The sequence below is a fragment of the Actinomycetospora endophytica genome (assembly GCF_021026375.1).
GTDB classification, from domain to species: Bacteria; Actinomycetota; Actinomycetes; order Mycobacteriales; family Pseudonocardiaceae; genus Actinomycetospora; species Actinomycetospora endophytica.
The window spans coordinates 2,114,986-2,126,714 of sequence record NZ_JAJNDB010000001.1 but is presented as its reverse complement, the minus strand read 5'-3'; the positions used below and the strand labels follow the sequence as shown (position 1 = coordinate 2,126,714).

The following is an 11,729-nucleotide window of genomic DNA, read 5'->3' as shown; positions in this document are numbered from 1 at the left end:
GCTCCGCTGCGCTGCGCGTCCGGGGTGCACGCTCACGGGCCCACCTCCGCGGTGTCGAAGACCAGGTCCGCCGAGGCGTTCCCGCGGTCCGTGCTCGCGAGGATCTCGGCGAGGTGCACGGTCCGGACCCCGGAGCGCAGCCGGGAGAGGCCACCGCCGATGTGCATCAGGCACGACGAGTCCCCGGCCGTGCACACCTCGGCCTTCGAGCTCAGCACCGAGGCCATCTTGTCGGCGAGCATCGCGGTCGAGGTCTCCGCGTTCTTGACCGCGAACGTGCCGCCGAACCCGCAGCACACGTCGGCGTCGGGCAGCTCCACCAGCTCCAGACCCCGCACCGCGCGCAGCAGCTGCAGCGGCGTGTCGCCGACCCGCAGCATCCGCAGCGAGTGGCAGGTCGGGTGGTAGGTGACGCGGTGCGGGTAGTAGGCGCCGACGTCGGTCACGCCCAGCACGTCCACCAGGAGCTCGGACAGCTCGTAGGTCCGCTCCGCGCCGTGCTCCGCCGCCCGGGCCAGGCCCTCGTCGCCGGCACGGCGGGCGACCATCGCGTGCTGGTGACGGACGCACCCGACGCACGAGCCCGACGGGGCCACCACGGCGTCGGCACCGCGGTCGAGCGCCCGGCCGAAGACCTCGACGTGGTGGCGCACGATCGGCAGCGCCGCGTCCAGATAGCCGGTGTTGACGTGCATCTGGCCGCAGCAGGTCTGGTCCGCCGGGAAGACGACCTCGTGGCCCAGCCGCTCCAGCAGCTCCACGGTCGCGATCGGGGCCCGGGGGAACAGGGCGTCCCCGAGGCAGGTCGCGACGACGGCGATCCGCACGGCTGTCCAACTCCTCGACGACGGTTCCTCGACGTCGGAGAGTGTGCCCGCCGGTCGGGCTCTCCGCTCACCTCCACCCGGGCCGCATCGTCCGGGCGGGCACTGTCCGGGCGGCCAGGTGGACCGATCCCGGGGACCTCACATGATCAACGGGCCCGTACGGGGGTCGCAGCAGCACTGCCACACCCGCACAGGCCCGTTGATCATGAGGGGACGAGGCTGCCGCCACCCCGGTGCGGGGAGGGGTGGCGGCAGCGCTCGCCGTCCCGTCGGCGCGGCGGGCCAGCCGACGGGCGCCGGGTACTGCTCGGGCCGACGGGCCGCCGGTGCCTGCGCGGACACCGTCGGGACCGGACCGGAGGCCGGGGAGATGCGCGGCGCCGGGCAGTCGTCGTCGGGCTGCGGGCCCCGGGTGAGCTCGAGGGTCATCGGGACGAAGCCGAGCAGGCGCTGGAAGTGGCGCAGGCCGGACTGGAGGAAGAGGGCGGTGTCGACGGCGAGGTGGCGCACGCCGCGGCCGGCCAGCTCGGCGACCAGGTGCGAGGAGAGCAGGTAGCGCGCGGGGCCCGCCTCCCGGCCCGGCGCCGCGAGCATGAGGTCGAGCCGCGCGAACGGCCCGTCGACCGAGGTGAGGGCGACGACCTCGGTGGCGTCCTCGGCGTCGCGGGCCAGCCAGGCCTGCACGAGCCCGTCGTGCAGGTCCTCGCGCACGGAACCGACCAGCTCGTCCTCGCCGCGCGCCCGGAGCACCGCGGTGATCCGCACGTCGGCCTCGACCCGGCCCATGCGACGGCAGGTCACGCCCGCCTCGATCGCGCGGTTGCCGTTGGTCCGCACCGCCTGCCGGGACCGCCCGCGCAGATAGTCCGAGCCGCACTCGGGCAGCGCCAGCACCGACACCGCCAGCCGGCGCGGGACCCCGCGCCGGTGCCCGCCGTACTTCGCCTCCATGCGCTCGCCGAGCGCGGTGGGAGAGAGGCTCACCGCGAGCGTCGGGAGCTCCGCGAGCACCGGCAGCCGATCGCGCAGCGCGGGGACCGCGCACGCCATGGTCGCCGCTGCGCGCCGCACCCGCGCCTGTCGCCCGTCGAGCGCCTGCAGCGCCTCGCCGAGACGCACGAACTCCGGATCCGCCAGCCCGCTGTTCACACACGCCCCCGTCGGTCGTGTCCGCCGTGGGAACCCGCCGTTCCCACGCTGTCCACTTCCCTCAACGGCGCGTCCGTATGGATTCCCTGATACTCCGAACGGCTCACAAGCCTTCTGGGCCGAATAGACCACTCGACCAGGTGACCACAGTCGCCCGGCGAGGGTCCTTGACGGGCGTCGGTCAGCCCGTGCGGGGCCGCACCGGATCGCCGGTGCGGGCGATCCCGGGCCGGTCGCTCCAGGCGTCGTCGGGCCGGGCACGGACCGACGGGAAGGGCATGGTGTGGATCTCCTCGTCCGCCGGGTCGTCCCGGTCGTCGAGGGGCGCCTCGTCGACGCCGCCGCGGGTGTGCACCCACAACCAGGCGATCCACCCGACGGCGGCCACCCCGACGAAGCTGACGAGCCGGTAGAGCAGGACGGCGGCGAGCGCGGGCTTCGAGGGCACCCCGCCCGCGACGAGCGCCGCGAGCAGCGCGCCGTCGACGAGGCCGAGCCCGCCCGGCAGGAAGGCCGCGCTGGAGGCGGCCGTCGCGGCGGCGTAGGCGACGAGGACCAGCGAGAGCGTCATCCCGTTGGCCCCGACCGCCGCGCAGCAGGCCGCGAGGCAGGCGATGTCGAGCAGCCAGTTGAGCAGGGCGGACAGCCCCACGACGACGCGGCCCCGACCGGTCAGCTCGATGAGCGCGAGCCCCTCGATCTGGGTCACCAGCGCCTCGACGCCGGTGTCCCGGGGGCGGCGGCGCACCCGGTTGAGCAGGCGCAGCCCCGTCGTCGCCGCCGCGGTGATCAGCCCCGGCCTGCGGCTGATCACGACGATCAGCGCGCCGAGCGCCACGACGCCCGCGAGCTGCAGCATCTGCGGGCCGAGCGTGGTGGCCCGGCCGTTCACGACGAGCGCGGAGCCGGCCGCGATCCCGGCGAGGGCCAGGCTCGCCGCCACCCCGCCGGTGACCATCGTCCAGGTGGTGACCGGAGCGCTGGCGCCCCAGCTGCGGCGCTTCCGGAAGGTGTAGGCCGTCGAGAGGGCGGCCCCGCCGGGCACGGTGAGGTGCAGCGCGTTCGCCGCCAGCGTGACGAGCACGACCGCGCGGAAGCGGACCCGCACGGCGGCCGCCCGCAGCAGTCGGTGGTGCAGCAGCGCGAAGGCAAGGATCGACCCGGCCTCGCAGGCGATCGCGACGGTGACCCAGAGCGCGTCCGCGTCGACCAGGGCGGCACCGGCGGCGCGGATCGTCGGGAGGATCAGGACGCACCCGACGACGAGGGCCGCGACCACGAGGCTCCCGGCCACGATGCGGGCGGCCCGGCCGGACGCGACCCGGCGCACGTCACGCACCACGCCCTGCATCGTCATGGCCACGACCTCCACTGTCCTCCATCCTCGGCCGTGCGGAAACGTCGGGGCGTGGCGACGGAGATCGCATCTCGCCCCGTCCGGCGGTACCCGGAAGGCTCGTGACCGGGAACGGAGGATTGATACCGGGCACCATCGGCCCGGTATGGAGGACAGACTGACCGGGTGACCCGGCCGACCGCCCGCGTGCTGGCGCTGCTCGAGATCCTGCAGACCGGCGGGACCCGCACCGTCGCCGATCTGGCCGACCGGCTCGGCGTCGACGAGCGCACCGTGCGCCGCTACGTCGGGCACCTCGTCGACCTGGATGTGCCGGTCCGTTCGGTCCGGGGCCGCTACGGCGGCTACCGGCTCGCGCCCGGCTACCGGATGCCGCCGCTGATGCTCACCGACGAGGAGGCGCTGGCGGTGCTGCTCGGGCTGCTGGCCGGCCGGCGGACCGGGCTGGTCGGGGCCTCGGCGGCGGCCGTCGCGAGCGCGGCGGCGAAGGTCCGCCGGGTGCTGCCCGCGGCGCTCGGTGACCGGCTCGACGCGCTCGTGGACACGGCCGACTTCACCGCGCCCGCCCGCGCCGGGGACTCACCGGAGACCGAGGTGCTGCTGGCGCTCGCCGGAGCTGCGCGGGAGCGCCGACCGGTCGCGGTCCGCCACACCCGCCGGGACGGCACCGTCAGCGAGCGCACGGTGGACCCGTACGGGCTCGTGGTCCACGACGGCCGCTGGTACGTGACCGGGGCCGACTCGGCCAGCGGCGAGGTCCGCACCTTCCGGCTGGACCGGATCGCCGCCGCGACGGTGCGGCCCGGGTCCTTCGAGGTGCCCGACGGCTTCGACCCGGCGGCCCGGGTGCTGTCCGGGCTCGCCGAGGTCCCCCGCCGGCACACCGTGTCGGTGCGCGTCCACGCGACGCCCGAGCAGGTCCGGGCCCGGATCCCGGCGGCGCTGGCCACCGTCGAGGAGCTTCCCGACGACGGGCGCGGGCCGGTGGTGCGGGTGCGGCTGCGGGTGGAGCGCCTGGACTGGGTGCCGTCGCTGCTCGCCGGGGTCGACCGGCCGTTCGTGATCGAGGAGCCGGAGGTGCTGCGCGAGCACGTGCGCGCGTTCGCGGACCGCCTCGTGAGGTGCGCTTCGCGCTCGTGAGCACTAATTGACGCCAGAACATCAATTAGTGCTCACGGGCGCGAAGCGCACATACCCACCACCAGCACCCGTCGTCGCGCTCCGGATCCCGCGCGAACCCGCTCCGCCCGAGCACCGTCGCCGAGGCGCTCGGGCCCGGATCGGTGCGCGCCACCACCCGGGCCAGCCGCGCGGCGCGCGCCCGCGCCACCCAGATCGCCACCGCCGTCGTCGCGATCCCGCGCCCCCGACGGGCCGGCGCTATCTGGTAGCCGATCTCGACCTCGCCGTCGAGCGGCGGGCCGGTGAACCCGCCCATCCCGACGACCGCGCCGTCGCAGACCAGCAGGTGGGTCAGCCAGGCCGGGTCGGCCCCGCCCTCGAGCGCGTCGACGGTCGGCTCGAGGGCGCCCGGGACCGCCCATCCCGGGACGAGACGCAGGCCGAAGCGCGCCGGGAACGCCTCCGGCTCGAAGGCGAGCGTCACCGCCTCCTCGACGCTGCACGGGCGGACATCCACGGCCGAGCACGCTAGGCGGGGTGACCAACGCCTCGCGAGCGACCACAATCGGCGTCATGGGAACGCTCTGGCACCCCTTCTCCGACATGGCCGCCGTCCGCGACCACGAGTTCGTCGTCGACCACGCCGACGGCGTCTGGGTCTACGACGAGGCAGGCCGCCGCTATCTCGACGGCTGCGCGAGCCTCTGGTACGCCAACGTCGGTCACGGCCGCACCGAGATCGTCGAGGCCGCGACGACGCAGATGGCGAAGCTCGAGGCCTATTCGTGCTTCGCCGACATCGCGAACCGACCGGCCCTCGAGCTCGCCGACCGGCTCTCCGCGCTGGCCCCGACCGGCCCGGACACCAAGGTCTTCTTCGGCTCCGGCGGCGCGGACGCGATCGACACCGCCGTCAAGCTGGCCCGCGGGTACTGGCAGGCGCGCGGCGAGCACCAGCGGGTGCACGTGGTGTCCCGCGAGACTGGTTACCACGGCACCCACGGGTACGGGACCTCGATCGTCGGCATCCCGGCCAACCGCGAGGGCTGGGGCGTGCTGGCGGGCGAGAACACCGTCGCGCCGCAGGACCTCGAGGGCGTCGAGAAGGTCTTCGCCGACGTCGGGCCGGAGCGGATCGCGGCGTTCGTCATGGAGCCGATCACCGGCGCGGGCGGGGTGCACATCCCGCCGCCGGGCTACGTCGAGGGCGTCGCCGAGCTGTGCCGCCAGCACGGCGTGCTGCTCGTGATCGACGCGGTGATCTGTGGGTTCGGCCGGCTCGGCACGTGGTTCGGCGTCGAGCGGTTCGGCGTGCAGCCCGACCTGGTCACGTTCGCGAAGGGCGTCACCTCGGGCTACCTGCCGCTCGGCGGGGTGCTGGTGTCCTCGCAGGTCGCGGAGCCGTGGTGGACGACGCCGGGCGAGCGGCAGCTGCGTCACGGCCCGACGTACTCGGGGCACCCGACCTGCTGCGCGGCCGGGCTCGCCACGCTCGACATCTACGAGCGCGAGAACCTCATCCCGCGCGGACAGCAGCTCGAGGCGGCGCTGCAGGCCGCGCTGGCGCCGCTGGTCGACCACCCGTACGTCGCCGAGGTCCGGTCCGGGTTCGGTCTGCTCGCCGCGGTGGAGCTGACCCCGGAGGTCCTCTCGTCGGTGCCGGACGCCCCCAACGCGCTGCTGCGCGGCGCCCGCGAGGCCGGGGTTCTGGTGCGCGGTCTCGGAAAGGGGGTGGCGGTGTCGCCGCCGCTGACCGTGGAGGACGACGAGATCCGCCTGCTCGGCGAGGCCATCCGCGCCGGGCTCGACGCGCTGCCGGTCGAGACGCCCGTCCCGAGCGCGCCGGGCGCGTAGCGCGATGGGGGTCACCGTGGTCGCCGGCGCCACCGGGAACGTCGGCGCCGAGGTGACCCGGGCCCTCGTCGCGCGGGGCCACCCGGTCCGGGCGATGTCCCGGCGGGGCACGGCACCCGACGGCGCCACCGGCGTCGTCGGGGACCTCGCCGACCGCGCCGGGGCGGCCCCTGCCTGGGAGGGCGCGGACGCGGTGTTCCTCCCGACCGGCTACCCGGACCCGCCCGGGCTGCTCGCCGACATGCGCGCGGCCGGGGTCGGACGGGTCGTCGTCCTCTCGACGGGCGCGGTGGTCGGCGGCGACCTGGACAACGACGTGACCCGGTTCAACGTCGTCACCGAGGCCGCGGTCCGCGACTCCGGGATGGCCTGGACCGCGCTGCGGCCCAGCGGGTTCACACCGAACCGGGCCACGACGGCCGCAGCCACCGCCTCACCGGACCGGAGGCGCTGCTGCCCGCGGAGCGGCTCGCCGTCCTCGCCGAGCTGCTCGGCCGCCCGCTGCGCCTGGTGCCGCTGCCCGACGACGAGGCCCGCGGGCAGGTGCCGGACGCGTTCTTCCGGTTCTTCCGGGGCGGCGAGTACGACGACTCCGGGACCACCCCCGTCGTCGAGACCCTGCTGGGACGCCCACCGCGGACGTTCCGGGACTGGGCGGCCGCGCACCTCGGGGCGTTCGAGCGCTGAGCGTCCTCAGACGTGCAGGTCGGCGTCGCGCCCGTCGGTGATCGCCATGTGCCCCGGCGCGTGGGTGATCGCCAGGGGCGGGCGGCTCGCCGCGACCGCCGCCTGCGGGGTGACGCCGCAGGCCCAGAACACCGGCAGCTCGCCCGCCCGCACCTCGACGGGATCGCCGTAGTCGGACCGCTCGAGGTCGGCGATACCCAGGGCGGCCGGGTCGCCGACGTGAACCGGCGCGCCGTGCACCGCGGGGTACCGGGCGGTGACCCGGACGGCGGTGGGCACGAGCTCGGCCGGGACCGGGCGCATCGAGACCACCAGCGGACCGGCGAGCGACCCGGCCGGGCGGCAGGGCCGGTCGGTGCGGTACATCGGCACGTTGCGGTCCTGCTCGACGTGGCGCACCGGCACCCCGGCCGCGACCAGGGCGTCCTCGAAAGTGAACGAGCAGCCGATCAGGAACGCCACCAGGTCGTCGCGCCAGTGCTCGGTGACCTCCGCGACGTCGCCCGCGGCCTCGCCGTCGACGTACACCCGGTAGGCGGGCAGGTCGGTGCGCAGGTCGCCGGGGAAGAGCGGGGTGCTCGTCGCCCCGGGGTCGGACACGTCGAGGACCGGGCACGGTTTCGGGTTGCGCTGGGCGAACAGCAGCATGTCGTAGGCCAGGTCCCGCGGGACGACGACGAGGTTGGCCTGGGTGTGTCCCGGGCACCAGCCGGCGGTGGGTGTCCGCAGCCCCGCCCGGAACCGCGCGCGGGCCTGCGCAGGGGTGCTCACAGCCATCCCCGGCGCTTGAAGACGAGATAGAGCACCACCGAGGCCACCACCATCAGCGCCAGCGCGAAGGGGTAGCCCAGCGTCCAGTGCAGCTCGGGCATGTCGTCGAAGTTCATCCCGTAGATCGCGCCGATCAGCGACGGGGTGAACAGGATCGCCGCCCACGAGGAGATCCGCTTGACCTCCTCGCCCTGGGCCAGGCTGGTCTCCGAGAGCCGCCGCATCTCCTCGTTCTGCCGCTGACCCACCAGCGAGGCGTTCACCGTCAGCAGCCGTTCGAGGAGCTGGCGGTACCCGTCCGCAGCCTCCACCGCCTGCTCGACGTGGTCGGCGACGTCGCGCAGGTTGCGGTGCAGGTCGATCACCGCGGGGGCGGCGTCGTCCTCGGCGGTCTCGTCGAGCAGCAGGCGCATCATCCCGCGCAGCGGATCCGTCGCGCGCTGGAACTCGATGACCTCGCGGGAGAGCTGGTAGATGCGGCGCGAGACGTCGGGGTCGCCGCCGAACACCTCGGTCTCGATCTGGTCGATGTCGCGGCGCAGCTCCGAGATCACCGGGCCGTAGTCGTCGACGATGCGGTCGAGGATCCCGTAGAGCACCGCGCGCGGCCCGATGGCCAGCAGGTCCGGGTCGGCCTCCAGCCGGGTGCGGACCGCGGCGAGATCGGGTCGTTCGGCGTGCCGGACGGCGACCACGAAGTCCGAGCCCAGGAAGAGGTGGATCTCGCCGACCTGGACGTCCTCGTCCTCGTCGACGTACCAGGCGGGGCGCAGCACGACGAACTCCATGTCGTCGTAGCGCTCGATCTTGGGTCGCTGGTGGGCGGAGACCGCGTCCTCGACGGCGAGCTTCGGCAGCCCGAAGTCCTCGGCGACGTGCGCCATCTCCTCGTCGTCGGGACGCAGCAGCCCGATCCAGGCGAAGTCGCCCCCGGTACGACCGGCCGTCCCGTCGCGGCGCTCCTCGTCACGCAGCAGCCCGAGGGTGCGGTCGAGGGAGTCGGGCTCCGCCTCACGGTGGCCCGACCGGTAGACCGCGTTGTCCACGACGCTCATGGCGGAAGAGGTACCCAGGGGCGAGCGGATTCCGTCGCCGCTGCGATGAAATCCGCTCGCGGGGTCAGCCGTTCGCGATCGGGACGACCTGCTTCGCCGGCGGCGCCTGGCCGGCACCCGAAGAGGGCCCGGTGATCGGCTGCACGGTGGAGCGGTTCGGGACCGACGAGGTCGGCTTCGGGGCCGGCTTCGGCGCCTGCGCGGCGGGGGCGCTGCTCTGCGGCGAGGCCTGCGAGCTCGAGGGCTTCGGCTGCTCACCGCTCTGGCCCGGGAACGCGCTCCCGAGCAGGCCCGACGACGGCGGGGTGTCGTTCCCCGAAACGCCGTCCGGCGAGTCCGAGGAGCCCGAGTCGTCCGACGACTTCGCGTGGGACGAGTGCCCGCCGCCCGACGAGCAGTTGCCGAGGTCCACGCCGTCGAGCACGTCGCACAGGGTCTGCTGGGCGAAGCCCGAGCCCGGGTCCGCGTCGGCGATGTCGTCGTCGGAACCCCAGAAGCCGCCGCGGTCGGAGTGCGACCCGTGCCCCTCGTGGGTGTGCCCGGAACTCCCGTGGCTCTCCGAGGCGAGCGCCGTCCCTCCGCTCAGCACCCCGGTCGCGGTGGTGACCAGCGCGGCCGCCACGCCGGCGGTCGCGGTGGCCGTGCGGACCGGGTGATGTCCGGACGCCGAATGCGCACCCATGATCGCCCTCCTGCTGCTCCGTCGGGTCGGCGTCAGCCACACCCGTCCCCGTTCGGTCTCGATTCGATAACGGGGTAACCGGCTCTCCCCGGTCCCACACACGTCGTCCCGGTCACACCTTGCCTAGGCTCCTGGGATGGCCCGGTACTACGACGTGCACCCCCGCAATCCCCAGCGCCGGACGATCGGTCAGGTGGTGGGGCTGCTGCGCGAGGACGGCCTGATCGTCTACCCGACGGACTCCGGGTTCGCCCTGGGCTGCCGGGTCGACGCCCGCGAGGCGGTGGAGCGCATCAAGACCCTGCGCAAGCTCGACGACCGGCACCACTTCACCCTCGTGTGCCGCGACTTCGCCCAGCTCGGCCAGTTCGTGGAGGTCTCCAACCCGGTGTTCCGGGCGGTGAAGGCGGCCACGCCGGGCCCGTTCACGTTCATCCTCCCCGCCTCGCAGGAGGTCCCCCGCCGGCTCGCGCACCCCAAGAAGCGCACCGTCGGTGTCCGGATTCCCGACAACACCGTCGTCCGGGACCTGCTCGACGAGCTCGGCGAGCCGCTGCTCTCCAGCACCCTGCTGCTCCCGGGGGAGACCGAGCCGCCGACCGAGGGATGGGAGGTCGCCGACCGGCTCGGGAACGCCGTCGACGCCGTCCTCGACTCCGGCGACCAGGGCAAGGAGCCGACCACGGTCGTCGACCTCTCGGGCGACGAGCCCGAGATCGTCCGCCAGGGCGCGGGCGAGGAGCGCGTCTGGCGCTGGTGAGCCGGCTCAGCCGCGGGTGATCTCGAAGCGCACGTCGCTGCCGTCCACGCTGCTCACCGTGGCCTTCAGCGTCACCGGGGCGCCGTTCTGCGTGCCGGTGCAGGCGATGCTCGCGCCGACCTTCGCGGGCAGCGGGCCGGGGCAGCGGACCGAGCCCGCGGGCAACGGCACCGTCCTCTCGATGGTGCCCTGGACGGACGCGGCGGGCAGGTCCGACGAGGGCAGCCAGCCCTGCGGCACGGCGACGAACAGTGCAACGGCGGCAGCCGCCTCGGCCAGGGTCAGCAGGACGGCGAGCACGATCGCCGCCGTCGCGGCTCCTCGTCCCGTGAGCCGGACGGGCGCGTCGGGAGCGGCGGCCGAGCGGGTGATCCGCCGACGGGCGACGATCCCGACGACGAGCCCGGCCGGCGGCACGAGCACGGCGGCGACGAGTCCGACGACGGCGAGCCTGGACACTTTCTCCGCGCGCCGGGCCGGACCACGATGTGCTCCCGCCGGCCCGTAGACGGACTGGACGGGCGGCCGCGGCGGCGGCGCGGGGAGTCCCCGGCCGGCCGTCGGGGGACCGGCGCCCGGAACGGGCGGGCGCGGCGGCATCGGCCGCGGCGGGACCGCTCCCGGGCGGCCGGGCGGCGGGGCCTGCGAGGTCATCCGGTCTCCGGCGGATCGTGCGGACGAGCGCTGCGGATCGTAGCGATCTCGTCGGCACGGGATACCGAAGGGACCACATCGCGGGCCACCCGGCGCCACTCCGGACACGGAGGATCACCGGGCGCTCGAGGTCACCCGGCCCGGACACGACGACGCCCGCGGGGGCGGCGGCGGCCGGTGTGGCCGCCGTCCGCGTCCCGCGGGCGTCGGAGGACCCGGAGGTCCCCGGTGTCAGACGGTGCCCCTGATCAGGCGGCGTCCTCGGTGGACGTCCCGCCCTCGGGCGTGGTGCCCTCGGCGGAGGCCTCCGGGGTGACGCCGTCGATGGCGATCCGGCGGGTCTCCGGCTCGGTGTGCACGCCGGTGACGCGCACGGTCAGCACGCCGGCGTCGTAGGAGGCACTGACGGCCTCCGGGCCGATGTGCTGCGGGAGCGAGAAGCTGCGACGGAACGAGCCGCGGCGGCTCTCGCGGAAGCCCTCGCCGGACTGCTCGTCGCGGCGCTCGCCGCGGATGACCAGCCGGTGCCCGACGACCTCGACGGTCACGTCGGAGGCGACGTCGACGCCGGGTACCTCGAGACGGACGACGGCGTCGTCGCCGTCACGGACGACGTCGGCGGCCGGGACGTACCAGGCGGACTCGGCGGCACGGCTCGGCGCCGCGAAGCGACGGAGCAGGGCCGACGGGTCGGCGAAGCCGAACGGGGCGAACGGGGCCCGGGGCCCCCAGAAGGTCAGTGCTGAGCTCATGAGTGGTTCCTCCTCGATGAAGGTGGCCCGACCTTGCGGGCCTCTGACTCCGACAACAT

Annotated in this window: 13 protein-coding genes and 1 pseudogene; 5 read left to right on the top strand and 9 right to left on the bottom strand. The window is 74.8% G+C overall.

Annotated features, from left to right (window positions below; all coding sequences use genetic code 11):
- Window positions 1-32: 32 nt before the first annotated feature.
- The 3 genes from LQ327_RS10480 to LQ327_RS10470 all read right to left on the bottom strand — a co-directional run bounded on the left by LQ327_RS10480 (window position 33) and on the right by LQ327_RS10470 (window position 3,333).
- Complete coding sequence (locus tag LQ327_RS10480) at window positions 33-827, bottom strand: (Fe-S)-binding protein (RefSeq protein ID WP_230732654.1); 795 nt, start codon at window positions 825-827, stop codon at window positions 33-35.
- Between the two features lie 138 nt (window positions 828-965).
- Window positions 966-1,976, bottom strand: a complete 1,011-nt coding sequence (locus tag LQ327_RS10475; protein WP_230732651.1) for a hypothetical protein — start codon at window positions 1,974-1,976, stop codon at window positions 966-968.
- 181 nt (window positions 1,977-2,157) lie between these two features.
- Window positions 2,158-3,333, bottom strand: a complete 1,176-nt coding sequence (locus tag LQ327_RS10470) for a lysylphosphatidylglycerol synthase transmembrane domain-containing protein (protein ID WP_230732648.1) — start codon at window positions 3,331-3,333, stop codon at window positions 2,158-2,160.
- A 165-nt stretch (window positions 3,334-3,498) separates the two neighbouring features.
- Between LQ327_RS10470 and LQ327_RS10465 the strand changes: the two genes are divergently transcribed.
- Window positions 3,499-4,473 (top strand): helix-turn-helix transcriptional regulator, encoded by a 975-nt coding sequence (locus tag LQ327_RS10465; RefSeq protein ID WP_230732645.1) that lies wholly within the window; start codon window positions 3,499-3,501, stop codon window positions 4,471-4,473.
- 25 nt (window positions 4,474-4,498) lie between these two features.
- On the opposite strand, the gene LQ327_RS10460 is transcribed toward LQ327_RS10465, so the two are convergent.
- A complete protein-coding gene (locus LQ327_RS10460; protein ID WP_230732643.1) occupies window positions 4,499-4,972 on the bottom strand; it encodes a GNAT family N-acetyltransferase in 474 nt (157 codons plus the stop codon).
- Between the two features lie 56 nt (window positions 4,973-5,028).
- Here LQ327_RS10460 and LQ327_RS10455 point away from each other — a divergent pair, with 56 nt between their 5' ends.
- From LQ327_RS10455 to LQ327_RS10445, 3 genes and pseudogenes are all read left to right on the top strand, one after another.
- Complete coding sequence (locus LQ327_RS10455; RefSeq protein ID WP_230732640.1) at window positions 5,029-6,309, top strand: aminotransferase family protein; 1,281 nt, start codon at window positions 5,029-5,031, stop codon at window positions 6,307-6,309.
- Window positions 6,310-6,313: 4 nt separating this feature from the next.
- Window positions 6,314-6,682 (top strand): annotated as a pseudogene (locus LQ327_RS10450) (SDR family oxidoreductase); the annotation flags it as partial.
- Between the two features lie 137 nt (window positions 6,683-6,819).
- On the top strand, window positions 6,820-6,996 hold the full coding sequence (locus tag LQ327_RS10445) for a hypothetical protein (protein WP_230733223.1): 177 nt from the start codon (window positions 6,820-6,822) through the stop codon (window positions 6,994-6,996).
- Between the two features lie 6 nt (window positions 6,997-7,002).
- On the opposite strand, the gene LQ327_RS10440 is transcribed toward LQ327_RS10445, so the two are convergent.
- From LQ327_RS10440 to LQ327_RS10430, 3 genes are all read right to left on the bottom strand, one after another.
- The gene (locus tag LQ327_RS10440; protein WP_230732637.1) at window positions 7,003-7,773 is read right to left on the bottom strand and encodes a putative hydro-lyase; all 771 of its coding nucleotides are present in this window, start codon (window positions 7,771-7,773) and stop codon (window positions 7,003-7,005) included.
- Window positions 7,764-8,822 (bottom strand): magnesium and cobalt transport protein CorA, encoded by a 1,059-nt coding sequence (locus LQ327_RS10435; protein WP_230732634.1) that lies wholly within the window; start codon window positions 8,820-8,822, stop codon window positions 7,764-7,766. The genes LQ327_RS10440 and LQ327_RS10435 overlap by 10 nt, the downstream gene beginning before the upstream one ends.
- A 64-nt stretch (window positions 8,823-8,886) precedes the next feature.
- The gene (locus tag LQ327_RS10430) at window positions 8,887-9,504 is read right to left on the bottom strand and encodes a hypothetical protein (protein WP_230732630.1); all 618 of its coding nucleotides are present in this window, start codon (window positions 9,502-9,504) and stop codon (window positions 8,887-8,889) included.
- Window positions 9,505-9,640: 136 nt separating this feature from the next.
- Here LQ327_RS10430 and LQ327_RS10425 point away from each other — a divergent pair, with 136 nt between their 5' ends.
- Entirely contained in the window at window positions 9,641-10,264 is a 624-nt protein-coding gene (locus LQ327_RS10425) for an L-threonylcarbamoyladenylate synthase (RefSeq protein ID WP_230732626.1), read from the top strand.
- 6 nt (window positions 10,265-10,270) lie between these two features.
- Here LQ327_RS10425 and LQ327_RS10420 read toward each other — a convergent pair whose 3' ends face one another.
- Both LQ327_RS10420 and LQ327_RS34680 read right to left on the bottom strand, forming a co-directional pair.
- Window positions 10,271-10,723, bottom strand: a complete 453-nt coding sequence (locus LQ327_RS10420; RefSeq protein ID WP_230732622.1) for a DUF4333 domain-containing protein — start codon at window positions 10,721-10,723, stop codon at window positions 10,271-10,273.
- Between the two features lie 443 nt (window positions 10,724-11,166).
- Window positions 11,167-11,670: an Hsp20/alpha crystallin family protein gene (locus LQ327_RS34680; protein ID WP_308286277.1), complete on the bottom strand. Its 504-nt coding sequence runs from the start codon at window positions 11,668-11,670 to the stop codon at window positions 11,167-11,169.
- Window positions 11,671-11,729: the final 59 nt, after the last annotated feature.